General features: G+C 49.3%; 22 protein-coding genes. 2 read left to right on the top strand and 20 right to left on the bottom strand.

Annotated elements, in window-relative coordinates; all coding sequences use genetic code 11:
* Positions 1 to 18: 18 nt before the first annotated feature.
* From pepV to HMPREF0980_RS08945, 8 genes are read right to left on the bottom strand one after another with little or no spacing between them, the layout of a single operon-like run.
* Positions 19 to 1446: a dipeptidase PepV gene (gene pepV, locus HMPREF0980_RS08980; RefSeq protein WP_198146218.1), complete on the bottom strand. Its 1428-nt coding sequence runs from the start codon at positions 1444 to 1446 to the stop codon at positions 19 to 21.
* Between the two features lie 16 nt (positions 1447 to 1462).
* Positions 1463 to 2509 (bottom strand): 2,5-dihydroxypyridine 5,6-dioxygenase NicX family protein, encoded by a 1047-nt coding sequence (locus tag HMPREF0980_RS08975; protein ID WP_049728795.1) that lies wholly within the window; start codon positions 2507 to 2509, stop codon positions 1463 to 1465.
* Between the two features lie 4 nt (positions 2510 to 2513).
* The gene (locus HMPREF0980_RS08970) at positions 2514 to 3563 is read right to left on the bottom strand and encodes a 2,5-dihydroxypyridine 5,6-dioxygenase NicX family protein (protein ID WP_049728794.1); all 1050 of its coding nucleotides are present in this window, start codon (positions 3561 to 3563) and stop codon (positions 2514 to 2516) included.
* Positions 3560 to 4558, bottom strand: coding sequence for an ABC transporter ATP-binding protein (locus HMPREF0980_RS08965; protein WP_049728793.1), 999 nt, complete (start codon positions 4556 to 4558; stop codon positions 3560 to 3562). Before HMPREF0980_RS08965 ends, HMPREF0980_RS08970 begins: the two co-directional genes overlap by 4 nt.
* Positions 4558 to 5553, bottom strand: a complete 996-nt coding sequence (locus HMPREF0980_RS08960) for an ABC transporter ATP-binding protein (protein ID WP_049728792.1) — start codon at positions 5551 to 5553, stop codon at positions 4558 to 4560. The genes HMPREF0980_RS08965 and HMPREF0980_RS08960 overlap by 1 nt, the downstream gene beginning before the upstream one ends.
* The gene (locus HMPREF0980_RS08955; RefSeq protein WP_049728791.1) at positions 5554 to 6417 is read right to left on the bottom strand and encodes an ABC transporter permease; all 864 of its coding nucleotides are present in this window, start codon (positions 6415 to 6417) and stop codon (positions 5554 to 5556) included.
* Between the two features lie 12 nt (positions 6418 to 6429).
* Entirely contained in the window at positions 6430 to 7452 is a 1023-nt protein-coding gene (locus HMPREF0980_RS08950; protein WP_049728790.1) for an ABC transporter permease, read from the bottom strand.
* A gap of 32 nt (positions 7453 to 7484) precedes the next feature.
* Positions 7485 to 9140, bottom strand: coding sequence for an ABC transporter substrate-binding protein (locus tag HMPREF0980_RS08945; RefSeq protein WP_049728789.1), 1656 nt, complete (start codon positions 9138 to 9140; stop codon positions 7485 to 7487).
* A gap of 191 nt (positions 9141 to 9331) precedes the next feature.
* On the opposite strand from HMPREF0980_RS08945, the gene HMPREF0980_RS08940 reads away from it, so the two are divergent.
* On the top strand, positions 9332 to 10240 hold the full coding sequence (locus HMPREF0980_RS08940; RefSeq protein ID WP_049728788.1) for a LysR family transcriptional regulator: 909 nt from the start codon (positions 9332 to 9334) through the stop codon (positions 10238 to 10240).
* Here the strand turns inward: HMPREF0980_RS08940 and HMPREF0980_RS08935 are convergent.
* From HMPREF0980_RS08935 to HMPREF0980_RS08890, 10 genes are all read right to left on the bottom strand, one after another.
* Entirely contained in the window at positions 10194 to 10889 is a 696-nt protein-coding gene (locus HMPREF0980_RS08935; RefSeq protein WP_049728787.1) for a flavodoxin family protein, read from the bottom strand. The genes HMPREF0980_RS08940 and HMPREF0980_RS08935 overlap by 47 nt on opposite strands.
* A gap of 175 nt (positions 10890 to 11064) precedes the next feature.
* Entirely contained in the window at positions 11065 to 12846 is a 1782-nt protein-coding gene (dhaL, locus tag HMPREF0980_RS08930; protein WP_049728786.1) for a dihydroxyacetone kinase subunit DhaL, read from the bottom strand.
* 14 nt (positions 12847 to 12860) lie between these two features.
* The gene (locus HMPREF0980_RS08925; RefSeq protein ID WP_049728785.1) at positions 12861 to 13904 is read right to left on the bottom strand and encodes an NAD(P)-dependent alcohol dehydrogenase; all 1044 of its coding nucleotides are present in this window, start codon (positions 13902 to 13904) and stop codon (positions 12861 to 12863) included.
* Positions 13905 to 14071: 167 nt separating this feature from the next.
* The gene (locus HMPREF0980_RS08920) at positions 14072 to 15064 is read right to left on the bottom strand and encodes a substrate-binding domain-containing protein (protein WP_049728784.1); all 993 of its coding nucleotides are present in this window, start codon (positions 15062 to 15064) and stop codon (positions 14072 to 14074) included.
* Positions 15065 to 15081: 17 nt separating this feature from the next.
* On the bottom strand, positions 15082 to 16029 hold the full coding sequence (locus HMPREF0980_RS08915; RefSeq protein ID WP_084002714.1) for an ABC transporter permease: 948 nt from the start codon (positions 16027 to 16029) through the stop codon (positions 15082 to 15084).
* A complete protein-coding gene (locus tag HMPREF0980_RS08910) occupies positions 16029 to 17555 on the bottom strand; it encodes a sugar ABC transporter ATP-binding protein (RefSeq protein WP_242847368.1) in 1527 nt (508 codons plus the stop codon). Before HMPREF0980_RS08910 ends, HMPREF0980_RS08915 begins: the two co-directional genes overlap by 1 nt.
* A 343-nt stretch (positions 17556 to 17898) precedes the next feature.
* On the bottom strand, positions 17899 to 19347 hold the full coding sequence (locus tag HMPREF0980_RS08905; protein WP_049728783.1) for an ATP-binding cassette domain-containing protein: 1449 nt from the start codon (positions 19345 to 19347) through the stop codon (positions 17899 to 17901).
* Entirely contained in the window at positions 19322 to 20362 is a 1041-nt protein-coding gene (locus HMPREF0980_RS08900) for a sensor histidine kinase (protein WP_049728782.1), read from the bottom strand. The genes HMPREF0980_RS08905 and HMPREF0980_RS08900 overlap by 26 nt, the downstream gene beginning before the upstream one ends.
* Before the next feature lie 13 nt (positions 20363 to 20375).
* Entirely contained in the window at positions 20376 to 21986 is a 1611-nt protein-coding gene (locus HMPREF0980_RS08895; RefSeq protein WP_049728781.1) for a response regulator, read from the bottom strand.
* Positions 21987 to 22161: 175 nt separating this feature from the next.
* Positions 22162 to 23316, bottom strand: a complete 1155-nt coding sequence (locus HMPREF0980_RS08890; RefSeq protein WP_049728780.1) for an RCC1 domain-containing protein — start codon at positions 23314 to 23316, stop codon at positions 22162 to 22164.
* A 221-nt stretch (positions 23317 to 23537) separates the two neighbouring features.
* Here HMPREF0980_RS08890 and HMPREF0980_RS08885 point away from each other — a divergent pair, with 221 nt between their 5' ends.
* Positions 23538 to 23834 (top strand): helix-turn-helix domain-containing protein, encoded by a 297-nt coding sequence (locus HMPREF0980_RS08885; protein ID WP_049728779.1) that lies wholly within the window; start codon positions 23538 to 23540, stop codon positions 23832 to 23834.
* Positions 23835 to 23933: 99 nt separating this feature from the next.
* On the opposite strand, the gene HMPREF0980_RS08880 is transcribed toward HMPREF0980_RS08885, so the two are convergent.
* Positions 23934 to 24377 carry an RpiB/LacA/LacB family sugar-phosphate isomerase gene (locus HMPREF0980_RS08880; protein WP_049728778.1) on the bottom strand — a complete coding sequence of 148 codons (444 nt, stop codon included), beginning with the start codon at positions 24375 to 24377 and terminating at the stop codon, positions 23934 to 23936.
* A gap of 199 nt (positions 24378 to 24576) precedes the next feature.
* Positions 24577 to 25623 (bottom strand): zinc-dependent alcohol dehydrogenase family protein, encoded by a 1047-nt coding sequence (locus tag HMPREF0980_RS08875; protein WP_084002713.1) that lies wholly within the window; start codon positions 25621 to 25623, stop codon positions 24577 to 24579.
* Positions 25624 to 25625 lie beyond the last annotated feature (2 nt).

Here is a 25625-nt window from a genome sequence, read left to right as displayed (position 1 = left end):
TTTTTCATATTCTTCCTGTCAGGAAATGTTTAAAAGTGTATATAATGCCTGTGCATAGATCTTCGCTGACAATATGAGGTCGTCCACGCAGATGTACTCGTCCGGCTCATGCGCCAGCTCCCTCTGTCCTGGAAATACAGGACCATAAGCCGCGAAGTTCTCCGCTGCCCTGCAGTAGGTGCCTCCGCCGATCACGACGGGCCCATCCGCCTGTTTGGCAGTCTCCTGGTATACATGCAGCAGCGTCTGTATCAAAGGCGCCTGCACGGGCATATAAATGTGCTTTTTGTCCTGATAGATATCCAGTTCCACCTTCTGCTGCGCACAGGCCACCCGTAACGTCTTTAGAATCACTTCCTCTGAAGCATGGATCGGATAACGGATTTCCACCGTCGCCTTTCCAGAGTCTTCTCCTACTTCCAGCACACCCAGGGAAAGCGTGAGAATGCCGGACAGCTTATCCTCACATGCAACGCCGAGGCGCTCGCCCCGGTAGCCGTCGCCAAACAGCTCTTCTATCTTGCTGGCAAACCGGCTCTTTCCCTCCTCATACAGCGGAAGCATGTGCAGAAATTCCAGCAGTATCTGGATTGCGTTCTCACCATTCCACGGCTGTGATGAATGCCCGCCCTGCCCCTTCGCTTCTATTTTCCAGCCCCTTCCCTGCCCTGAGGAAGATATATGCTCAGAAATAGATATTTTATCCTTTTTTGTATAGCTTTCTCTCGACTCCCGCAGTATCCCGCCTGCATCTTCCGCCCCGCCAACGATTGCATATGCATAGCCCGGAACTACATTGACCTTCGTTCCGCCCCGGACTTCTTGCAGCATCATGCCGGAAGCCTCCTCCGGCTTTTCCCACGTCTCGGATACGTAAAACCGGAGGATTCCCTTTTCCGCATGGATAACGGGGAATTCTCCGTCCGGTGAGAACCCGCCCCAGGGAGCTTCTTCTTTTTTAAGATAATATTTCAGGCCACGCATAAAGCCGCTCTCTTCGTCCGTACCGATTATATGGCACACATGGTTTTTTACCGGAAGCCCGCTTTCTTTTACCACCTTCATGGCAAAAAGAGCTGCCACCATAGGTCCCTTATCGTCCAGCGACCCCCTTCCATACAGCCTGCCGTTGTCAATGGTCCCCTCGAAGGGCGGGTAGGACCATCCGTCTCCGGGCGGCACAACATCAATATGGGTCAGTATGCCGATCTGCTTCCCTCCCTGTCCCCATCTGGCCGTGCCAGCATATCCTTCATGGTTCACCGTATCGAAGCCAAGCTCCTCCGCCACCTTCAGCACTTCTTCCAGCGCGGCTTCGATGGGCGCTCCAAACGGCGCACCTTCCCTTCCTTCCTCATAAAGGCTCGGATGTGCAATAAGCCTCTGGGTTGTCTTCACAATCTCCTTCTGATACTCGTCTATCAGGTTATTTAATATGTGCTCCACGGTATCCCCTCTTTCTTTATCTGCCCAGTCTGGCCGCATATGCTTTCAACTCATCGTCGACGATTTTCCCGTCCCTGGTGATTGCAGAGCCATCCAGATAGATGGATACGCTCAGGCAGGTTGCATCGATATGGGACGGTGCGGGAATCCCGTCCGGCGGCATGAGGAAGCTGCCGATTGCCCCGAAGCCCCACTGGGAACCTCCGAAGATGCGTTCATCCTCACCAAGCTGCCCGGTCAGTTTCGCATTTGGGTGGAAGCCGACACAGACATGCGCGGGCCTCAGCATCTGTGGATGATGGAAGTCCCTCATATATTTCTCCCACTGTCTGGCAGTGGCGCCGCCTTCCACATGATCGATCACCCCGGACTTCATATAGATCTTCACCGGTTCGCTCAGTACCCCGAACTGTGGCACCAGGGAACCGTCTATGGCAATGACGCCGTTCACCGTATCCAGATCCGGCGTCCATGAAATCATGCCTGCCAGCATATGGGTACCCGGCACATCCGCATAGCCGTCCCGTGCATTGATAGGGTAATCAGGATGGTTGTCAAATGATATATCTTCGCCTGCCGTACTGGTAAGCCGAACGTGTTTCGCCGCGCGTATCTTATCCCGCACCGCGTGCAGAAGATCCCGAAGGGCCGCATGGTCTGTATGGGCAAACAAACGGATAAACACGTCCACATACATCCCCGGAAGGCATAAGAACCGCAGTTTTTTATTCGTGTGCGCCACTTCTTCATACGTGGTGGAATATAAGAAGTACATCGCGTTGTACTCTATCCAGCAGTCCGCTTCCAGCAGCGCAGCTTTAATGGCCGCGGACGGCAGAAAACCATCCACCTGTTTTCCTGGTCCCGGCGGAGTCGCCGTCCAGATAACCATCGGCTTTGCCCCGGCTGCATACACGGCGCGCGCGGTAGCGTTCACGACACGTTCATCACTCTTCGTGTCCGCTGTAATCACAAAGTTTTCACCGGGCTTTACTTTAAACAGCTCTTTTACGATAACGTCTGCGGCCTTTCCCATTTCAAATTCATATAAAAAATCTCCCATGATATCATACCTCCTGTCCTGCACATGTCAGTCTGCCTGACAGCTCCTTCAGATCCTCATCTACGAGCGTCCCATGCATCCACAGCGCCTTATCGTCCAGATAGATATCCGTATGTAAGGAAACCGCGTCTGAGTGGGACGGCGCATACACGCCCTCCGGCGGCAGCATGCCGGCACCAATGCTCCCGAATCCCCATGTTGTAGAACCCCATACCCGCTGATCCAGAAGAATATCGCCAATCACGCCCGCACCCGGGTGGAAGCCGATTCCGGCGTGTGACACCCGAAGCATCTGCGGATGTCCAAAGCTTTTCAGCCACGCTTCATACTTTTTCGCCTCTTCCCCGCCGGCAATCGAACGGATACAGCCCTGCTCCACTCTGATCTTTACCGGTGTCGCAATCACACCGATGTCAGGAGCCACGGAGCCGTCCAGGCAAATGACTCCGTTCACACTTTCAATCTCCGGCGTCCATCCAATCTGTCCCATATACAGATGAGTCCCCGGAACGCTGGCATCTCCAAGTTTGCAAGATATGGGCCTTCCCGGTACATTTTCAAAAGTAAGAATATCCCCCTCCTGAGACACCATACGTACCCTCTCTGCATGCGCGATCTTATCCCGCAGAATTACAGTAAATTTGCGCATAGCAGGATAATTGACATTGCCGACACAGCGGATCAGGGTGTCCGCGGTCGTCCCGGTCAGGCACATATGGCGGAGCTTCGGATTCGCTTTTTTTGCTTCGTAGAAAGGGGTGGAATATAAGAGCCATTTCACATTCAGCTCAATCCAGATGTCTGCATGGGCAAGCAGCCGGCTCAAGCCCTCAACCTGGATATCCTTATCCGCGGCAAGACTTACACCGGACGGTACAGGCATCAGAACGGCCAACGGCTTCGCCCCCGCCATGGCCGCGGCCCGTCCGACCGCCTCGATGACAGATGTGTCTGCCGCCGTATCTGCAGTAATTGCGACTATCTCATCCTTTTGCGTCTGGAGCAGATCCCTGACCAGCACTTCTGCTGCAAACTGCAAATCACGTCCTATCACTTTTCCCCCTCCTCCTCATGTTCCGCCACATCCTGTTTTGCAAACTTATGGCAGCATACATAATGCTCCGGTCCGATTTCAGCCATTGTCGGTGCCTCTTTCTTGCAGATATCCATACAGTCACGACATCTAGTGTGAAATGTACACCCCTTTGGAGCATTGACCGGAGACGGAATCTCCCCCTGTGAAGTAATCTGCTCCGGCTTCATGGCCTCCTCTTCTTCCGTCGCAACCGGAATCGAGGACAAAAGCATCTGCGTATAGGGGTGCAGCGGCGCGTCAAAAAACTCTTTTGTCGGAGCAAGTTCACAGAGCCTGCCCAGATACAAGATTGCTACGCGGGTTGCCACATTCCGCATCAGGCTCAGGTCATGGGTGATAAAAAGATACGATAGCTCCAGCTCCTTCTGCAGCTCAATAAGAGTATTGATAACCTTTGCCTGTACCGATACGTCCAGAGCAGATGTCGGTTCATCCAGGATAATCAGTTCCGGGTTGGTGGCCAGCGCCCTTGCCACGGACACGAGCTGTCTCTCCCCGCCGCCGATATTGCGGGGCATCTTGTTTTTATATTCTCTCGGAAGCCCTACCTCCTCCAGGAGGCTTTCAATCCGCTCCTGTTTCTTTTCCTTGGACATCTTGTCATGGATGTCCAGCGGAACCTGCATACTTTTTTCAATGGTCCGGCGGGAATTCAGCGAAGAGCCCGGATCCTGAAATACGATCTGAATCTCTCCTTTCTGCCGCAGCGTCCGCTTATATCCCTTTCTTGCAAGGTCCGTCCCTTTATAACGCACTTCTCCTTCTGTCGCGCCGTACATTCCGACCACCGTATAGGCAATGGTGCTTTTCCCACACCCCGACTCGCCCACCAGGCCCAGAGTCTCGCCTTTATACAGGTCCATGCTGACACCGTCAACGGCCTTTACCGTCTGTCCGTTCCCCAGAGGAAAATATTTTTTCAAATCTCTTATCTCTAATATTTTTTCCGACATTATCGCCCCTCCTCCGCTTGAAAGCATGCTACCCAGTGTTCTGCGCCGATCTCATGTCTTGCTGGTTTTTCGCTTATGCACTTTTCAGCAGCATATGGGCAGCGGGGTGCAAAGCGGCAGCCTTTCGGCGGATTGCTGTAATCTGGTATCCGCCCGGGGATTCCTTTCGCAATACCACTGCCGGTAAGCTTAGGCAGACAGTCTATCAACGCCTGCGTATACGGATGCCGCGGGCTCTCAAATACCTGCTTTGTCTCACCGCCCTCAACAATCGTACCTGCATACATGATATTGACTGTCGTTGTAACCTGCCTGATTACGCCAAGGGAGTGGGTTACCATTACGACCGACAGTTCTCCCGACTCGACGAGGCTCTTGATCAGTCTTAGTATCTGGTCCTGTATCGTCACGTCCAGCGCGGTACCCGGTTCGTCTGCCAGAAGGAGCTGCCGTTCCGCTGCCATTGTCATGGCAATACAGACTCTCTGGCGCATGCCCCCGGACAGTTGAAACGGATAGCTGTTCAGGATCCGGTTCGGATCTGCCAGCGATACCGTCTCCAGCGATTTTGCCGCCTTTTCAAGAAGCTCCGCTTTCGTGAGCCTCTTGCCCTTCTGCTCATTGTGCGCATACTTCAATGCTTCCAGAAACTGATTCTTAATGGAAATAACCGGGTTCAGGGCACTTGACGGATCCTGGAATATCATTCCGGCCCCCTTCTGCCTGTATTCCTGCAGTTCATCTTTGGGCATTTGGAGTATGTTCTTCCCATCATAGAGTATCTCTCCGCTTTCTATCGTTCCATTAGAGGGAAGCACATTCAATATGGCCCGTAGCGTCGTTGTCTTTCCGCATCCGGATTCACCGACAATTCCTACACTTTTTCCCTTTTCCACACTGAATGTTACCCCTTCCAATACGTGGGTTTTTACATTTGCAACAGTATATGATACGGACAAATCTCTGACTTCCAGTACGTTCGTCTTTTCTTCCATCTATTTGCCCTCCACGTTAAAGATATTTCCGACACCATCCCCCAGAAGGTTAAATCCTAACACGATGACAATAATAGCCACCGCCGGGAATACTGCAAGCCACCACATATCCGGCAGGAATTTGACGCCATCATTGATCATATTGCCAAGAGCCGGCGTGGGCGGCTGTTCCCCAAGGCCCACGAAGCTTAATGTCGCGCCCATGCATATGACATATCCCATATCCAGCGTCATTTTTGTCAGAATCTGATCAAAGGTGTTAGGCAGGAACTCTTTCAATACGATATGGCTTAACCTTGCACCCGTCAGTTCCGCATACACGATGTAGTTTTCCGTCCTCAGAGACGAAGCCACTCCAAAGGACAGCCTCGCATACCAGGGCCACCACATAATCGTAATTGCTATCATAGAATTCTTCAGATTCGGTTCCAGGATTGCTGCAATTGCAAGTGCCAGTACCAATGCAGGCACCGACAGGAAGATATCTACGATCCGCATCAGTATCGTCTCTATCCACGTATCTTTAAAGTATCCCGCCAGCACACCTACGACAAAGCCTACCGGTACTGCAATCGCCAGCACGAGGACTCCCATGAGCAGGCTGCTCCTCAGGCTGATGAGCAGTCTGGAAAAGACATCCCGCCCCATGGTATCCGTCCCCATAAGATGCTCGGCGCTAGGCGGCTTAGAGCTCTCTTCAAACTTTACTACCGGCCCCGCATCTTCGGGATATGGAGCAATCACTGGTGCAAAGATTGCAAGTAATACTATGAGCAGCACGATTGCCAGCCCCAATACAGATACTTTACCGGCTGCGAACTTATACCAGTTTTGGATCCATGTTTCTTTACGTTCTGCTTTCATTTACACCACCTCCTATCTTGTCCGCTTCTGCCGCATTCTCGGATCCAGTATCATGGCCACGATATCTACGGCGATACTCGTCAGCGCAAAAGCAAGGCCGATGATTAAGACGACGGCACAAACCGCATTTGTATCTTTGTTTAATATCGCTGTCATTCCGTAGCTGGACAGCCCGGGCCAGTTAAAAATCCGCTCTACGAGAAACGCATTGCCGAACATAGCCGCGATGTCCATACCTATTACGGTAATCGTGGGGATTACGGACGGCTTCAGCAGGAATCTTCTGTTGACCACCGACTGTGGGACACCTTGCGAGGTGACCATAGTGATGTAGTCTTTATCCGCATTCTGCAGCATGCTGGATCTCGTGATCCTGGCCTCCTGCATCGTCTTTCCAAGAGCCAGCGCAAGTGCGGGGAACAGCAGATGTAAAAATGCATCCCACGCTGCCGCCGGCTTTCCGCCCAGCAGTGCATCCAGTACGTACAGGCCCGTAATATCCGGTATCGTGAAGGAGGGGCTGAGCCGCCCCCCTATCGTTGGCATCACTGGTATCCAGTACCCGAAGATGAGCACGAACATGACCGCAAATACAAAGGTCGGTGTCGCTACAAATATGTATCCGGAAAATCTGCACAGATAGTCCTGCCATTTATTCTTGTGCTGGGCGCTTGTAACGCCCAGATACAGCGCCACCAGGATTGACGGGAACCCGGCCCACAAGACGAGCTCGATCGTGGCAGGGGCAAAGTCCTTGATATCCTGTATGACCGCACGCTTCGTGACTGCTGACGTGCCAAAGTCTCCGCGCAGCGCTCCCGTCAGCCAGTATCCATACTGGGCGGGCAGAGACTCGTTCAGGTGGTTGACCTCTCTGTAATTCTCCAGCACTTCCTCCGATACATTTGCTCCTAATGCGAGCCGGGCCGGATCGCCCGGTACAATCCGCATCAGCACAAATATAATAATTGTCAGCCCGAGTAAAACAACGAGCGAACTAAGCAGTCGTTTCAATATACTCTTCAGGAGTGACATGATCGTATCCTCCTCTCTTTCCCGTTATGCTCTTACTTCTTGTCCGGATATATCTTGATATTTGGCATATAGTTGATATATCCCATAACCGGAACAAGGTTTGCAGGGTCTGCAGCATCATAGTCTACGTAATCGGAACGGTAGGCAAAGCGTAACGTAACTTCTGCAATCGGTATCATGACACATTTATCAGCTAGATAATCCTGGATACCCTCGTATTTTGCTACACGTTCATCTTGGCTGACAGTTGTCATCGCGTCATCGATCATGCCATCCAGCGTCGCATCCTCAATCCAGCAGCAGTTCTTCCACGTTCCCGAGGTCTTGGAGTGAAGTGCGGACTCGAAGACAGACCCTGCCTCCGGGTAGTCGGCAGAAAACCATGTGGTTGTTACGTTTGGCGTCGTCTCCGGTGAGGAAGAACTCTCTACGACGCTTGCCCAAGGTGTTTTGACAACCTTGACATTCACGCCAATCTGCTGTGCCGCTGACTGTATTAAGAGAGCCAGCTTTTCACGGTCCGGCGTCTCTGCTACCCAGCAGACCTCAATCGGATAATCCTGAATGTTATCTGCATATTTGGACTTTTGAATCTCTTCCTTAGCCTTTTCAATATTGAAGCTGTAATCACTCATTTTTTTATATCCAAGTACATTTTTTGAAATAATGCTTTCTGCTTTGACGGAATTTGGATATACATCCTTGCAGACTGCATCATAATCCAGCATATAAGCCAGTGCTTTTCTTACGTGTTCATCGTCTGTCGGTGCTTTCTGGTTATTCAGAAGCAGATAGATGATATCTCCCTGGGTGTTTTCCATGATGCTGATGCCATCCACTTTGCCAAGAGCATCGATTGTCTCTGAAGTCTGGTACTCGTCGGAAAGCTCCAGCTCTTTTCTCTCCAGCATCGTCTTTACCGTAACGGCTTCATTCGAACCGATCGCCTTAAATTCTTCCGGCGTATTCTCATCCAGACCTGCCCAGTAGTCTGTATTTTTCTCACAAAGCACATGGGAATTTGCGGCATATTCTTTTACCTTGTACGGTCCGCTTCCCGCATCATTTTCCAGAAGGAAGGCTTTGCCATAATCGCCCTTGTCCCCGTAATCGCCGTCTGCATAGTTTTCCTCTACGAGCTTGCTGTCCAGTATGTACAGCCTTACCAATGTTGCCAGAAGCGTTCCGGTTGGTTTGCTGCAGACAAACTGTACCGTAGTATCATCAATTGCCTTTGCCTCTTCCACGACAGAGCTGAACAGATATCCAAATCCCTCGCCCATATCCAGGTTCCTCTGCATGGAATATACGACATCCGCCGCGGTCAGCGGATTGCCGCTGTGGAACTTCACGTCATCACGAAGCTTGAATGTCCATGTCTTCCCGTCCTCGGATACTTCCCATTCCGTCGCGATCCACGGCTCCGTACTTCCATCCTTCTGGGGCTGCACGAGCGGATCGTAAAGATTAATCAATACCGTTGCAGCTCCAAGGTCTGAACCGACGCCCGGATCGATCTGCGGTGTGGAGGTCAGCGTATATCTGACGATATCATCGCCATCATTGGCTGTATCCCCGACAGATGGCGTATCTCCGGACTCTTTTGGGTCAGACGACGCTTTACCGCATCCGGCGAACAGGGCGGCTGCCATAACAACACACAGTAAACTAGAAATCATTTTCTTCATACATTACCCTCCTTTATGGATTTTGATTAAACTCTCAGAAATAATGACCGTTTTTTCTTTATATTTGAATTAAAATGGCATTTTTTCTGATTCTATTGATTTACTATTGATTATATCAGCCTTTTTATTTATAATAAAATTCTAATTTATAATTTATCTATTACTACAAATAATAGTTGGGGGGCTCTTTGATGTTAGATACAAGACTGGTCACCTTTTTGACGCTCTGCCAGACGAAAAGTTTTACAAAAACTGCTGAAAGACTCCATATTACGCAGCCTGCGGTCTCTCATCACATCAAGTATCTGGAAGGCTATTATCACACGAAGCTTTACACGTACACGAACCGCAGATTTGTCCTGACGCCCACCGGGCGCACTCTGTACCAGTACGCGAATTCCGTCCATTCAGATTCTGAACGTATCAGAGAGCATCTGTCCCTTTTATCTTCTTCTACGAAGGAGCTGCGGCTCGGCGCAGAACAGTCCGCAGGCGAGTCCTTTTTACCTTATCTGATTATTGCATTTATGGAAAAATACCCAGATTATAAGATTCGGGTTGTAACTGATAATTATGATGCCCTCTCAAGAATGTTGAACGAAGGAGAGCTTGACTTTTTTTTGATGGATGGAATCGTCTCCAAATCAGAACACGACTATTATGAACTGTGCAGCAGCAGTACGATCTGCGCCTGCTCGCCAGAACATCCGCTTGCAGAACAGAGCGTATCTATACAGGAGCTTTATAACAGCACACTCATACTCGGCGTCGATAAGACTCCGTCGCGGAACAGGCTGGAGCAGATATTCCGGGATAACAATATATCCTCCATGCACTTTGCACATCTCATCGAAATCAGCAATAGCCTCACTACCGTGAAGCAGCTGCTGATCCAGAATACCGGAATTTCATTCTTGTATAAAAGTGCTGTAGCCAGGGAGTTGAAAGAAGGTTCTATACGGCAGATTTATATCAGAGATTATTATGAATATCATTCGTATAACCTGATCTCTATACATAACAGTTATTTTTATCCGGAACAGACAGATTTTATCAAGTTCTGCCAGGATTTCCTGAAACAATGGGATTCTGACATATAGCTTTCCGTGCAATCTTCTCTCCAAGTGCAGCGGCTCTTAGGCAGTCCTTTGGAAATTGTTCCTTCTTTATGTAGCTTTTCTCCTTTTCCGAAAACCGGTCTGCCTTGTATAATTGATAGTTGTCAAACTGGCACGTGTCGAAGCAGTAGAAGATTTCCGGCTCTGAAAAGACTATACCTGCATATTCTTCCATTGCAGACAGCTTTACGGGATAATTCATCTGCTTCATCTTCTCTTCCGTCGCGTTCATCGTGTAGAAAAAGGCGACCGGGAAGCGTTTCGGAGCAATCGAGGTGTACTCTTGTCCGTAGACGAGATACGGGTACAGCAGACGCTCCAGAAATGCCCGCAGCTGGCCCGGAATGTCATGGAAAAAGACCGGACTTCCAATCAGCAGCCCGTCCCCCCGGGAAATATCCGCCAGAATCCCGCTGATGGAATCCCTTTTTGCACATCTCCCATAATACTTTCCCCCAATACGTTTACAGCCATAGCAGCTGACACATCCGCTGTAGGAATAATCATAGACATGAATCCATTTGAACTCTGCATCGGGAAGGATGCTTCTGATCCCTTCCATGGCAGAGTTCAAAATCTTTGCCGTATTATGGTTCTTTCTGGGGCTCCCGTTCAATACATAAAACACCATACTTGCCTTCTCCTTCCCATGCTCCACGCAAAACTACAGTCACCTTTGGTTTGTGATACATTCTAACATTAGTATTCACATAATTCAATAAGGGGGACAGGGTAAAACGAATTGGGGACACCCAAAAACGAATTGGGGACGGAGGTTTTTTAGATTTCCTCCGTCCCCAATTCATTTATCCTTCTACGTATTCTCTCATTCCCTGGAAGATGAGCCACACCGAGGTTGCCCCTGCGTCCTGGTAACCGACGGCCCGCTCCATGAGTGATTTGGCACGGCCGAACTTTGCCACATAGTTCTTCGTGTCCTCTACACCTTGGGCCGCAGCCTCCTCCGCGGCTTTCAGCATCTCCAGCAAGCCTTTCCGGCTGCTTGCTTCCATCGCTTCTACCGCCGGAGACAGGGCGTCTACCATCGTCTTATCGCCTACTTCGGCCTTCCCTCTCTCCTGGATGGCATGCAGGCTCTTTTGCTCCATCCTGGCCAGATCTTCCGCCGTTATGACCGGTTTGGGATCCATACCTTTCGCTCCCGCCAGGTACAGGCTTCCGAATATGACGCCTGAGGCTCCGCCCATGGACATGAGCATCGCCTTTCCGGCCGCCTCGAAGACTGCATACACGTTCTCTTCGCCTGCCATCTTTTCCAGCTTTTCTTTTGCCTTCTTCATGCCCCCGGCCATGCCGATGCCGTGGTCCCCATCGCCGATGGCACTGTCTATTTCTGTCAGATAGGACTTCTTCTCGATAATCTTATCTGCTATGTAGAGGAGCATCCTTCTGGCGTCCTGGGCACTCAGCTCTGTCAGCACCCCCTTCCGTCTTATAGCTGCCTCTTCGGCGGCGACAGCCTCCCCTGCGGGAGCACTGCCATCCTCTTCGTCCTTAACCTCTATATCCCGGCTGACCGCATCTGAGACAGTTTCCGGCTCCTTCTCCCGCCCGCAGGCGTATCCTGACCGTTCTCCTTTGGCATAATACGGACAGCAGCAAGGGCTGTCGTAATAGCCTTTCAGCTCTTCGTCAATCTGGAAAAAGGTGACCGAAAAGCCCCCCATCTCCTGGCTCGTGCAGTAGTTGTTCAGATCTGCGTCATACACCGTGATGCCATCTTCATCGAGCAGTTCTTTTATCTTGCGGTAGACAATTGCAAGTTCTGTGATTGTCGTGGAGCCAAGTCCGTTCACGAGTACGCATATCTCGTCGCCTGCCTGCAGGTCCGTATCTTCCTTTATCTGTGCGTACATCTTTTCTGCAAGCACATCGGCAGGCTGCCAGTGGGTGCGGAGCACTCCCCGCTCCCCATGCAGCCCCATGCCATACTCTATCTCGTCCTCACCCAGCTCGAAGATAGGCTTATCCACCCCCGGGAGCTGAGCCGGGGCCGTGGCGACCCCTACCGTCCTCGTATGGTCTCTCGCCTTTTCGGTAACCCGCGTCACTTCCTCCAGGCTCAGGCCCGCGTCGCAGGCCGCGCCTGCGATTTTGACCACAAATACGTCACCCGCGATTCCCCTGCGGTCCTCCATGCGCTCCTTCGGCGCGCTTGCCACGTCGTCTTGTACACGGACGTGGGCTGTCCGGATACCGTCGGCGCTGAGAAATTCTTCTCCCATGTCAAAGTTCAGGTTATCCCCAGCATAGCAGCCATACACGAAGAGCACTCCTTTGCCGTTATCCACCGCTTTTGCGGCCTCATATATCGTGTTCGGGTCCGGAGAGGCAAAGATATTGCCACAGGCAGCGGCATCCGCAAGCCCTTTCCCGACAAACCCTCCGAACATCGGCTCATGTCCGCTTCCGCCGCCGATGACGAGGGCCACCTTGTCCTGTCGTTTCTGTCTGGACAAAATAGCATTCACCTCAGGATGTTTCTGGAAGTATCTGCTGTAAGCTCCGACGAAGCCTTCCATCATCTCCGAAACGACATTGTCCGCATCATTGATTATTTTCCTCATACTTTTCCCCCGTTCTAGTATTTCACAACTGCCTTTATGACATCTGCCTTGTTGTCTACGTTATAGGCGACCCCCTCGATCACATCCTTGAAATCAAAGACGTGGGAAACGATGGATTTCAGCGGAATCGTACCTTCGCTCACCGCTTTTATCGCTGTCGGATACAGGTTCCGGTAACGGAATATCGTTTTCAGGTCACCTTCTTTCGCACTCAGGCTTCCGATGTCCACGACAATCTCAGGTTCCGCGCACATGCCGACAAGCACAACCCGCCCTCCATTCTTAATCAGCTTCGCAGACTGTCTTGTCGTAAACTCCGCGCCTGCCGTCTCAAAGACGATGTCAACTCCCCCTCCCGGAAGTGACTTGACAAATTCTTCGATATTGACATCCTTTGCGTGAAATGCCTCTTTCGCCCCGACTTCCCTGGCCTTTTCCAGACGCTTGTCAATCATGTCAACCGCATAGATCTCTTCTATTCCTCTTGCCCTTAGCACCATGATCGTCACAAGCCCGATACAGCCGCAGCCAAGTACGACGGCACTCTGCCCAATCTCCGCCTCTGCAACCTTAGCGGCATGGAACCCGACAGCCAGCGGCTCAATCAGCGCCCCTTCCATCGTATCTACATTATCCGGCAGCTTGAAACACATATTTGCCGGATGGACGCAGTAGTCGGAGAATACCCCGTCCCTCTCGTTCGGTATCGCCATAAAAGACATATCCGGACAGAGGTTATACAGACCCTTCCTGCACATATCACAGGAGCCGCATGGAACCCCCGGCTCTATCGCTATCCGGTCACCCTTTTTGAATCCCGTCACCTCCGGCCCGACTTCTTCTACAATCCCCCCCGGCTCATGACCAAGTACAAGAGGGCCTTCCGGCACCCAGTTTCCAAGTCTTCCGGCCTCATAAAAATGCAGATCCGAACCGCACACGCCCACATACTCCAGCTTGACGAGCAGTTCTCCCTTACCCGGCTTCGGAATGTCCTTTTCCGTCCACTCCATCTGCCTCGCCCCTGTCATCACTGCAACCTTCATTTTTCCTTCCATATATGTATACCTCTTTTCCATCATTCTTTATTTATCTACCATTTAAAAACGATAAATATGATATTTTTTTAACAATTCGCTATTTTTTATGTGGTTGGGCATAACCCAACCACTTATAATTTTTCTCAGGGCTCATTACGTTTTATCATCGGATCATGTATCCGCTTCTACTTTGCATAGATCGTATCCAGCAGCTCGTCTACGTTATCCTTTGTAATCCATTTCATATCAATATAAGATAATTCTTTTTCTGTCACTTTTCCTTCCAGCACGTCATATGCCTTCTGTACTGCTTCGCTTCCTTCCAGTCCTGCATCCTGATATACGGTTCCAAGAAGTGTACCGTCTTTGACTGCGTTGCAGCCGTCCAGAATCGCATCTACCCCCGTTACGACTATCTCGTCTGTCAGGCCAGCTGCCTCCAGCGCCTGGATTGCGCCAAGCGCCATCTCGTCGTTGTGGGCTACGATAGCATCAATCTTGCCGCTGAACGTCTCCAGCCAGTTCTCTACAAGCGTAAGCGCCTCCTCACGGCTCCAGTTTGCCGTCTGGTCGGCCAGCACGTTAATCTTGCCTTCGTATTTGTCAAGAATGTTCTGGTTCCCTTCCAGACGCTGTATCTGTGCAGACTGTCCGATTGGCCCTTCCAGGATGACGACGTTGCCTTCTCCGCCGATTTCATCTATGGCATTCTGCATCTCAAGCTCTCCGGCCAGCACATCATCAGGTCCCACATAATGATAAGGCTCTTCTGTATTGAACAGCATGTTTACGCCGACAAGCGGGATTCCTGCGTCGTCACACATCTCGATGGCCGGAAGAATCGCGTCTGAGTCTACTGCCGCCACGATGATGACATCCACCTTCTGTGCAATCAGGTTTTCAATCTGCGTAATCTGATTCTGGGCATCCTGCTGCGCGTCGAGCATGACAAGGTCACAGCCAAGCTCCTCTGCTTTTTTCTCCATACCTTCTGTCATAAGCGTTACGAATTCGGTCATGTAATAGACCGTACATCCAATCGTATATCCACCATCCTTCTTGGATGCCTTCTTATCATCCCCCTTGCCGTCACTTTCTTCCGTACCCGAGCTGCATCCAAGCAGCAGACTGGCCGCCATGGCCGCTACGAGTAACATAGATAACATTCTTTTTTTCATAACTTTCCCTCCTGAAATTATTGGTTACGTTTTGAATCGATTAAAATCGCCCCGAGAATAATCAACCCTTTTACAATCTGCTGGTAGAACGATGACACGTTCATCAAGTCCAGCCCGTTGTTCACAATCCCTAGCAAGATAGCTCCGACTATCGTGCCCCAGAGCCTCCCACGCCCTCCGGAAAGGCTTGTGCCTCCGATAACGGTCGCGGCGATGGCATCCAGCTCATAGCTTTCGCCTGCTGTCGGAAGCCCCGCGGACACGCGGGCCGTCAATATGATAGCTGCGATTCCACAGGCGATGCCGCTCAGCACATATACCATCATCTTTATACGCTTTACATTGATACCGGATACCATGGCCGCATTCTCGTTTCCGCCGACCGCATATACATAGCGCCCGAACTTGAGCTTAGTGAGCATGACGCTTGCCAGTATGAACACGATGATAAGTATGATGGTAGGCACCGGAACCCCTGCAATGCTCCCTTTGCCGATGGCCAGAAATTCTGTAGGCAGGTTCGATATCGGACGGCCGGTGCTGTATACATAAGTCATGCCCCTCGCTATCGTCATCATAGATAAGGTTACGACGAACGGCGCCGCGTTCCAGTATGCCACGAAATAACCATTATAAAGCCCGAGCAGCCCGCCGATTGCAACCGCAATGAGCACGATAAGCGCAATCGGGTATTCCTTGTCCCGCAGAAGGCCCGCTGCTATGATTCCGGAAAATGCCACGATAGAACCGACCGACAAGTCTATCCCTCCGGTCAGGCATACGATAGTCATCCCGATAGCCAGTATCCCATTGATTGATATCTGCCGCAGAACGTTGAGCAGGTTCGTGCCTGTCAAAAAGTTACCCGAGATAAATGATAAAATAATCCCAAGACCAATCACAATAAATATAAGCATGTATGTCTGAACCCAATTCCGGTCAAACCTCTTTGTCATCTCTTTCATCACTCCATTCCTCCTTCATCGACATCCGAAGCGTACATCATGATCTTCTCCTGCGTAGCCTCTTCCCTTGCCAGCTCTCCCTTTTTTCTTCCTTCATAAAATACGACGACACGGTCAGACATTCCCAATATCTCGGGCATCTCCGAAGAAATGAATATAATTGCCTTCCCTTCTTGTGCAAGCCGCGCCACCAGCTTATATATCTCTGTCTTTGCCCCGACGTCGATTCCCCTCGTAGGTTCATCAAATATCAAAATATCCGGATTCTGCAGCAGCCATTTTGCCAGCACGATCTTCTGCTGGTTTCCACCGCTTAACTGCTTGACCATCTGCTGCATATTCGGCGTCTTGATGTTCAGCCTGTCTTTGTATTCCTCTGCTACTTTGGCGGCCTGTCGCCGGTTGATGGCGCCCATCCTGTTGGATAGTTTGCCAAGAGACGGAAGTACCATATTATCATAGACGCTCATGTCCAGAACAAGCCCGTTTCCTTTCCGGTCCTCTGTCACATAGCCGATTCCTTTCGATATCGCCTTGCCCGGCCTGGGCTTTTCAAGCTTCTCTCCATGGACCCAGATAGTGCCTCCGGTCGGCTGGGTGATTCCAAACAAGGCATTCATCACCTCCGTCCTCCCGGAACCCATCAGTCCGGAAAAGCCAAGGATCTCTCCCCTTCGCAATTCAAAGGAAATATCCTCGAATACGCCTTCCTGGCTGAGGTTCTCTACCTTCAGCACGACTTCCTCCGGCTTGTTTGAACGTACCGGATATATTTCAGTCAGCTCTCTGTCCACCATCTTGACGACAAGCTCATTTTCATCAATCTCCCCGGCGTCATATGTACCGATATATTGTCCGTCTCTGAATACCGTTATCTCGTCCGCAATCTTAAATACCTCATCCATCTTATGTGTTATATAGACAATACATCTTCCGTCCTCCTTCAGGCTTCGGATAATCCCAAACAGGCTGGCGACTTCCCTGTCTGTTATCGTTGCCGAAGGTTCATCCATTATGATAACTTCCGCATCATAGGACAGCGCTTTGGCAATCTCTACCATCTGCATCTGTGACACCGTAAGCTCTTTCATCAGCCTTCCCGGAGGCAGGTCGACCCCTACTTTCTTGAGCAGTTGGGCTGCTTCCCGGTTCATCGTCTTGTAGTCGATAAGCTTTCCCCTGCAAAATTCTTTTCCAAGAAAGAGGTTCTCGGCAATCGTCATATCCAGTATAGGGCTCAGTTCCTGATGTATCATGGAAATGCCGTGGCTAAGCGCGTGCTTCGGCGTGTGGAAGGACACCTTCTCTCCGTGTAGAAAGATGTCTCCTTCATCCGCCTGGTAGATACCTGCAATGATTTTCATCAAAGTTGATTTTCCGGCTCCGTTCTCTCCCATAAGCGCGTGCACTCTGCCTTTCACCAGCCTGAAGTTTACATGAGATAACGCCAGGACCCCCGGGAAACGTTTTGTGATATTACGCGCTTCAAGCACAAGACCATCCTGCGCCTTTTCCTCATTTTTCATAACTTTTCCTCCCATATATTTCATCACCGTTCACAGGTTCCTCTCGATGAATGCATCGTATCACACTGCTCTCCTGTCTCCTACTTACCATCTTCACAATAGGGGGGACAATCTTCAGAAGTTGGATGTTTTACATAATATCTTTTCTTGTTTCGTTACATTTTTGTCTATATTGTCCAAGTGCCCTGCTATTTAAGTCAAATACCCCGCGGCAGTCGCCATGTCCGCTTGGCTCGTTGCCCGCGGGAATAGTAGACATGCGAAAAAAATGATATCCCCACCATGCGGGGATATCACAAGATACAGTCCAGGCATCTTACCTCTACTACATTTTCATTCTTCATCACAGTTCTGAATACAGGAACTCATAAGCCTCTTCTTTACTGATCATCCTGCCGTGCCGCATATACAGCTCCCTCCCCCGGCAGTAGTTGAGCTCTGCTGTGTTGGAGGTGATGATCAGGACGGGGATATTTCTCTTCTCCAGCATATATATCATCTCCCGCGCCGTCTCCCGCGCCTGTATGTCCCCTTCGGCAAAGGGCTGGATACAGACAAGCAGCTGCGGGGAATAGATGAGCCAGCGGCAGTATACGATCCGCTGGACATCTGCGGGGGACAGTTCCTTCACCTTCCTGGCATATACCTCGTCCGATATGATGCCTCTGAGCAGCTTCCTGATGCTCTTCCTGTACTTGGGAATCATCCACATCCCGCTCACCTTCTGTGACAGCAGCATCTGCAGATTATCCATGGCGGAAAGCTCCTCGAATAGAGAAGCCGTCCCGGGGTTGCCCTGCACGACGCCAATCCGGTCCTTCACTCCGGCCAGCATCTTCCCGACAGGTTTCTCAAAGCTGCCGATGCGCAGCCTGCCTGACACTGCCTCCGACTCACCCTTCAGAAAACCGGTGACCTCGTCATAGCTGCGCTCGTCTATGCAGAATAGCTTTACAACTTCACCTTTATCGACGGAGAAAGAGACATTTCTGAGATAGGACGTACATATGTCCTTGATACTTACCCCCTCTCCGGTCCATTCTTTCGTGCCGCGTTTCCAATCTTCCGCATTCTTCTCCATCTCATCGCGGTATAGAATGGTGTGAAGCGTCGTATAGTCACAGTCGTCTACATCCTTTACCGCACACGTCCTGCCATGCTTCATAACCACTACCGTGTCCGTATAGACAAAATTGATATCCTCAAGAGGTTCCACGACAAGGCAGGACAATCCCCTGACACGGAGCTTTTCAAGAAGACGCCACAGCTTCTTCATCTCCGCATCGCTCAGGCATATGCTGAGGGCAGTCAGTATAATAATCTTCTGCCCGAGCAGATAAGCTTTCATGATTTCTATCTGCACCTTCTCAAATACAGTACGCCGTCCCATCGGTTTTTCCATGTCTATATCCAGACCAAATTCCATGAACAGCTCTGCCGCTTCTTTCCTGTAGCACCTTCTTTTAACCCAGTGCCCCTTCACCCGAGGACGCACAAGAAACATATTCTCCTCCATGGACACAGAGTCGATAAGTCTGCTTTCCCTTGAGATGAGCGCTACCCGCTTCTTCAGCACACGTGCCATATCTTTTTCCGGTATGCTGTTTTCTTCATAGTACACCCTTCCGTAATCAGCCTTCTGAGTCCCTGTCAGAATATCCAGGAATAACGTTTTCTCCTGAATATTGTCAAACACGCAATGGATGATCTCACCCTCGAATACCTGGAGCTCAATCCGTTTGAGAAGATTGCCTTTTCTGATATTTTCAATCCTCAGCCGTTCTCTCTTCATATTCACCACGCCTCAATCTGGGCAGCATTACTTTTACATCCGTCCCGATGCCTGCAACGCTGTATACATGTACTCCATGGTCTTCTCCGAACAGCAGCTTGATTCTGCTGTTGACATTCTTCATGGCGATGCCGCCCTTTTTCTTCCTGTCATCTCCTACATAGCTGACCGCCACCTTCTCAAAGTAGCCGTTTATCTTTTCCACCTGTTCTTCCGGCATTCCGACGCCGTTGTCAGAAATAGTAATCATCAGCTTATGCTCCGTCGTATCAATCTTCACCCTTACCACCCCGCCGTTTACTTTCTTTTCCAGCCCATGGTAAATGGCATTTTCTACAAAGGGCTGGATGGTCAGCTTCGGCAGACGCAGCTGCAGGACTTCCTCCTCCTTCGGATAGGTAATCTGAAGCTTCAATTTCTCGCCAAATCTGTAATGCTGGATGGTAAAATAATTCTCTACATTGTCAATCTCTTCTTCCAGCGTGACGAGCCTGTCCACTCCTGTGATGGAATACCTGAAAAAGATAGAGAGGGCCTCTGTCGTCTCCGCCACGCTGTCCAGTCCGGCACAGATGGCATCTCCCCTGATGGCTTCCAGCGTGTTATACAGGAAATGAGGGTTGATCTGGTTCTGTAGTGCCAGATACTCTGCCTGCTTTTTGGACATCCTTATGGCATCCTGCTTGTTCAGCAGATGGCGTATCTTTTTCAACACTTCCTTCCACTGCGGCATCAGTTCATTCTCGGCGTCAAACAGTTCTTCGTACACCTGTCCGTCAATAAACCTCTGGTACATCCGTTTCAGCTCCTGGTAAGGCTTCAGCACATACTCTGCCGCCAGATAGGCTGAGACGAGCAGCAGAACGACCTCTGCCAGTATAACGGTACACATGAACATTCCAGAGACTGTCCTCTCAGAGAATATAATACTTAATATCACTATATTGACGATGCCTGACAGCAGCAGCAAGCCGATGACTGCTGCCACCCTTGCGGAAAGCGCTTTTCTTTTCATCCTGTACCTCCTTCTAATTGTACAGCCTGCGGAACTCTGTAGGCGTGACTCCCGTCAGCTTCTTGAACAGCCTGGAGAAATACTTGATATCTGAGTAACCGACCGCGAAGGATATATCCTCCACCTGCTGCTCCGTATTCAAGAGCATATTCTTTGCATTCTCTATTCTTATCTCCTTCAGGTAATCCGAAAAGTTCTTTCCCGTCTCCTTTTTAAACATACCCGAAAAATATGTAGGATTGAATCCGATCTCCCTGCTCACTGTCTCAAGCGTCAGCGGAAGGTAATAGTTTTCTCCGATAAATTGTCTTGCCTGCCTGATTGGCCTCGATTCTACATACTTCTTCTCTTCCATCCAATGCATGAGAGAACGCAGCATATACTGCTTCAGATAGCCGACCGCCTCATGGATGGTTCCAAGCACCTCCAGATGCTTCAGCAGTTCCGGATACTGGTCCGGTATGGCAATATTATAATTATGTGTACCAAAATAGAACAGTGTCAGAACTTCCTTGTATATTCCGGAGACGAGGCGGCCGTCTTTCTCTGGGCTTTCCAGAAGCAGCCTTTCCACATTGTCCAATTCCCCCTCGATGCTTTCGAGATCTATGATCTCGATATAGTTCAAGAAGCGCTTCTTGCATGCGTTGTCGATAATCTCTCCCACCATATCTTTGTAGGTTTCCCCCTGCGGGGCCTTCAGCAGAAAATCCTCTCCATAATAAAACCTCTGCTGTACCGCCTGCTCTGCCGACTCAAAGCTCTCCCGTATGTTCTGCATGCTCCCGGTCTCTCTGCCAAGCCCGACATACACCTGCACCTCCTCGAACACATCCTGCAGCCTTACGATGTCCAGCTTCACCTTTTTGAGCTTGCGGGCAGTCTTCTTCATATCGTCTTCTGTTCCGTTAATGATACCGCATATATCGCCGTCAACCACTCCGGTTACTGCTTCGCCGCACATGCCTTCCAACGCTTCTTTTACGATTTCCGTCCCTTTCTGGAGCAGAATCCTTCTCGTATCCGAGTCCTCTTTCCTCTTACCTGGTATGGCCTTGATGATAAACGTCTGGTAGCAGACATCCTGAAAATGATAGTGGTACTCCTTGTTGATCCGGTCCAGCGGATAAAAGCCGCCAAACTTTTCCGGCCGTTTCAGCAGATCCTCCAGGAAGCTGCCCTTCACCCGCTCTTCATTCTCTTCCAGCCGCTTCTGCATATCTTCCCACTTCTGGGCGTCCAGAATCTCTTCCCGGCATTTCTCGATAATCTTCTTAAGCGTTGCCGTCAAATCCTTCTTGCGTATCGGCTTCAGCAGATAATCTTCCACCCCAAAGCGGATAGCGTTCTGTGCGTAATCAAACTGGCTGTATCCGCTGATGATGACGATATACATGTCCGGATACAGCACCTTCGCCTTCTGAATCAGCTCCATCCCGTCGCAGCCGGGCATGCGGATATCTGTAATCATGACATTGACCGTATTATCCTGCAAAAACTTATACGCCGAGATTCCGTCGTTCACCACCCCGACAATCTCAAACCCAAAAGCCTTCCAATTCACCAGATTGACAATCAGCTGGCATACTTTCTTCTCATCATCCGCAATCAGTACCTTCAGCATACCGTGCAACCTCTCTTTCGTATCGTCTAAAATCCTCTCTATTATATCATAATGTTCAGACAATTTAAACTTTCATAAAGGAGAATCCACGTCAATAAAAAAAGCGTTATTAATGCTTGAATTTTCAAGATTTATAACGCTTTTAGGACTATCCGGTAATTGACTTGCCGTCGGCCTACTTTACTTTCATAAACTCTTCTTTTGAAACTACTATCTCAGGTGCTGCTCCATAACCTTCTCCCCATGCCCATAAGTTATCGTCATGGTCTAAGGCCGCGATAAACCGACCTGTAGTTACAAATTCTTTAAAGGAAATTTCTGAAATTTTATAGTATGTATCCTCTAAATCTTCCGTAGTCCCATCTCCTAATTGCCCTTCACTGTTATCTCCTTTTGTAGACAGTATGCCATCCTCAGACAAAGCAAATGTAGAAACACCACTACTATATTTTTTCCATCCCTTTCCCCCAAGATTTTCTACCGACTTCTCACTCTCGTTATACTTATATACCGCTCCATTCTCTTCATCAACAAAATAGTTACCGTCTGCATTTTTGACTTTAATATTGTCAATGCTGAAAAGACGATCGGGATGTTCTTCATATAAGTCTTGCAGAGATTTTGATGAAACCGCCAGAGTTGGCTGGTTGCCCGCATATTGTGAAGTTAAGGTAAAATATTTCAAATTTCCATCACTTAGGAAAAACTTTTCTGTAATTGTATCAATTTCGCCCTCCGATGCATAAGGAATAAAGTAATCATCTTGCCCCTCATAAAATGCATCAACCATAAAATATTTTTCACCGTTTTCACATTCGATAGTCATCCTGGAGGCTCCACCCTTTGCCCTGTTTACCGATTTGATGTTAGAAAACAGATTAACTGTCTCGGGTGTAAATATATTGCCTCCCCATCTATATAACGTACCGTCCTCGTCTACTGCATAACAATGTTCCTGCCCCTCGCCACCATAGCCATCTCCATATGTTACAGATGCATAAATGCCCACTATGTTTTCCAAATCTGATACTTGTACCCAGTCAGAAGCATCAACTCTTTTTCCATTTCCTAAATTTCCGTTGACATTAACACCTTTGCCCCACACATGTCCGTCATCAGTCAATATTAGTATCAGACCCTTACTAATTACTATATCGCCATTAAAACTAATCTCCCTTGCATCATCATGGCTTTGTTCTATGATATCCTTCTCTTCTGTCTGCTTATTCGTCTCTTCCTCGGATACTTCGGATTCAGCTGCTTTCGGAGAACAACCAGCCGGGTACAAAGCCACTAAGCACATAAGTATTACGAATAATCTTTTTCTCATACCAATCTCTTCTCCTTATACTTATTATTTTCAAGCAATTCATTAAGGCATTGTATCTGCCCAATACCGGCAGCAGAATTATTTTCTGCTTTTATCTCAATAATATTAATGAAACAAGTAAAGTATATCACTGTAAATCGCAATTGTCAATTTTAAACATCATTATGATAATGCGATATCTCATAGATTGTTTTACTATACTTTTAAAGGAGACTTCTGATATGATTGCTGAAAGAATTAAACAACTACGTACCTCTTGTCACATGACGCAAACAAGCCTGGCAAAAAAACTGAATATTACCCGCAGCAGCGTTAACGCATGGGAGATGGGATTGTCTATTCCTTCTACTACTTATATCGTAGAACTTTCTCAATTATTTCAAGTATCTACAGATTATTTACTCGGACTTAAAACCAATATATTTTTAGATGCTTCCTCTCTGTCTGAACAGGAAATTCACATTGTTTATGAATTGATTCAATATTTTAAAGAAATGAATTCTAAAAAGCAGTCATAAAAGGAGAGTCATGGCATTAAAAAAATGGAAAACGCAGAAGATTTTGTATTCCTGCATTTTCCATGTTTTAAGTTTTTAATCTAAGATAGTCTTACAATATTAGTCACGCGTGTTATCATATTCCACAAAAGCGTCTACCTTCGGCTGTGAAGAGCATCCCGGTACAAATTCGTTAGACAGGAATGCTTCCACAAGCAGCTCCCTTACCTTTCCACCAGTTGTAAACGCGCCCATACATGCGATGTTCGCATCGTTGCTCAGGCGGGCCCTCTGTGCTGAGTATACGTCAGAAACCAATGCCGCATATGCGCCTTTAACTTTATTGGCCGCGATAGACACGCCGATGCCTGTCCCACATATGAGAATGCCACGGTCATACTCTTTGGAAGCCACTGCCTCTGCTACTTTGACAGCAGTATTAGCATAAATCGGATCATCACTTCCGAAGTCCGTAATCTCTCCATAGCCTTTTGCTTCCATAAACTTAATTAAATCTTCCTTTGCCTCCTGTGCATTTGGGTCACAGCCGATTGCAATCTTCATCTTAATTCCCTCCTGAATGCGATATGATTATTTTACCTTATTGAACATTAGCAGTTCAATTAGTATGGATTCTAAAGATATTCTAGCATTGTGTTCCTGTTTTGTCTACTTTCGGTTACTTTCGCTATAGAAATTGTGAATGAAATGGCAGAAATAGATGGCCGTGGCGGAGCATTCCGCCACGGCCATAAAAAGCTCCTTATTCGTAATTCGGGTGCAGGATGACCTTCAGCGTTCCAGGTCCTCCTTTCGCGGCCAGCGCGATTCCTTTGTCATAGTCGTCAAGCGGCATCTCGTGCGTGACGAGGTCTTTCACCTGTACCTTGCCTGACTCCAGATATTCCAACGCACGCCCGAAGCAGTGTGTCTGCGCCCACGTCGGAATAAGCTGTATCTCGTGGAGATACCAGTATTCCGGATCGATGGCCCACTTCGCACCGGCGTGGGGCATCGCAAACATCATGAACTTGGCGCCCATCTTTCCGAACTTGATCATGCTTTCCATGACATCTACATTTGCCGTCGTATCTACAAGTACGTCAAATCCCTTTGGTGCAATCTCCTTAAGCCTCGCCTCATGCACGGCCGGGTCATTCCTGTCCATGAGAATCGTCTCCTTGCAGCCATATTTTTTCAATATGTCGAGCTTATCCTGGCTTGGCCCGCACACGACGACCCTGTTGGCATTCGAGTGCATGAGGAGCTGGATAAGGATGATTCCCGTAGGTCCGCATCCGTACACGAGCACGTCATCTCCAAACTGCACCTGGACCCGGTCCATAGAGTGTACCGCACACGCCGTAGGCTCTGCAAATATAGCGTCATTGAAGGACAGGCTGTCGCTGATCGGGAATACCTTGTCGGCATTCACCACGACATATTCCGCAAATCCTCCCGGGCCGTTACAGCCGAGGGAGTAGAAGTTCTCGCAATAGAGCGGCTCATCCTTCCTGCAGTAATAGCAGTCGTCACAGAGCACCGTATTGTCTGCCGTCACCCGGTCACCTTCCTTGAATGTCTTGACATCTCTTCCCACCTTATATATGTATCCTGCAAATTCATGTCCGTTCAGCAGAGGGAATTCCGCCAGGAACCCACCCCCTGCCAGGGCTACATCTGCACCTTTGCATATGCCGCAGGACATTACTTTGATGAGCACCTGATGAGGCGCTATTTCCGGTACCGGCACTTGTGTTATCTGGCAGTGGCCCGGCTTATCGTACACATTTGCTTTCATCATTTCCATTA

The organism is Dorea sp. D27 (genome assembly GCF_001185345.1).
In the GTDB taxonomy this organism is placed as follows: domain Bacteria; phylum Bacillota; class Clostridia; order Lachnospirales; family Lachnospiraceae; genus Extibacter.
Note: the sequence above shows the minus strand (reverse complement) of the source record. Positions and strands in the feature narration are given on the sequence as shown.

Bases quoted from the DNA above. Each gene is read 5' to 3' on its own strand.
- HMPREF0980_RS08885 (WP_049728779.1), top strand. From the start codon at position 23,538: ATGATTGCTGAAAGAATTAAACAACTACGTACCTCTTGTCACATGACG.
- HMPREF0980_RS08890 (WP_049728780.1), bottom strand. From the start codon at position 23,316: ATGAGAAAAAGATTATTCGTAATACTTATGTGCTTAGTGGCTTTGTAC.
- HMPREF0980_RS08965 (WP_049728793.1), bottom strand. From the start codon at position 4,558: ATGTCGGAAAAAATATTAGAGATAAGAGATTTGAAAAAATATTTTCCT.
- HMPREF0980_RS08935 (WP_049728787.1), bottom strand. From the start codon at position 10,889: ATGGTGTTTTATGTATTGAACGGGAGCCCCAGAAAGAACCATAATACG.
- HMPREF0980_RS08875 (WP_084002713.1), bottom strand. From the start codon at position 25,623: ATGGAAATGATGAAAGCAAATGTGTACGATAAGCCGGGCCACTGCCAG.
- HMPREF0980_RS08950 (WP_049728790.1), bottom strand. From the start codon at position 7,452: ATGTCACTCCTGAAGAGTATATTGAAACGACTGCTTAGTTCGCTCGTT.
- HMPREF0980_RS08940 (WP_049728788.1), top strand. From the start codon at position 9,332: ATGTTAGATACAAGACTGGTCACCTTTTTGACGCTCTGCCAGACGAAA.
- HMPREF0980_RS08945 (WP_049728789.1), bottom strand. From the start codon at position 9,140: ATGAAGAAAATGATTTCTAGTTTACTGTGTGTTGTTATGGCAGCCGCC.
- HMPREF0980_RS08975 (WP_049728795.1), bottom strand. From the start codon at position 2,509: ATGGGAGATTTTTTATATGAATTTGAAATGGGAAAGGCCGCAGACGTT.
- HMPREF0980_RS08880 (WP_049728778.1), bottom strand. From the start codon at position 24,377: ATGAAGATTGCAATCGGCTGTGACCCAAATGCACAGGAGGCAAAGGAA.
- dhaL (WP_049728786.1), bottom strand. From the start codon at position 12,846: ATGAGGAAAATAATCAATGATGCGGACAATGTCGTTTCGGAGATGATG.
- HMPREF0980_RS08925 (WP_049728785.1), bottom strand. From the start codon at position 13,904: ATGGAAGGAAAAATGAAGGTTGCAGTGATGACAGGGGCGAGGCAGATG.
- HMPREF0980_RS08915 (WP_084002714.1), bottom strand. From the start codon at position 16,029: ATGAAAGAGATGACAAAGAGGTTTGACCGGAATTGGGTTCAGACATAC.
- HMPREF0980_RS08955 (WP_049728791.1), bottom strand. From the start codon at position 6,417: ATGAAAGCAGAACGTAAAGAAACATGGATCCAAAACTGGTATAAGTTC.
- HMPREF0980_RS08895 (WP_049728781.1), bottom strand. From the start codon at position 21,986: ATGCTGAAGGTACTGATTGCGGATGATGAGAAGAAAGTATGCCAGCTG.
- HMPREF0980_RS08910 (WP_242847368.1), bottom strand. From the start codon at position 17,555: ATGAAAAATGAGGAAAAGGCGCAGGATGGTCTTGTGCTTGAAGCGCGT.
- HMPREF0980_RS08920 (WP_049728784.1), bottom strand. From the start codon at position 15,064: ATGAAAAAAAGAATGTTATCTATGTTACTCGTAGCGGCCATGGCGGCC.
- HMPREF0980_RS08900 (WP_049728782.1), bottom strand. From the start codon at position 20,362: ATGAAAAGAAAAGCGCTTTCCGCAAGGGTGGCAGCAGTCATCGGCTTG.
- HMPREF0980_RS08960 (WP_049728792.1), bottom strand. From the start codon at position 5,553: ATGGAAGAAAAGACGAACGTACTGGAAGTCAGAGATTTGTCCGTATCA.
- HMPREF0980_RS08905 (WP_049728783.1), bottom strand. From the start codon at position 19,347: ATGAAGAGAGAACGGCTGAGGATTGAAAATATCAGAAAAGGCAATCTT.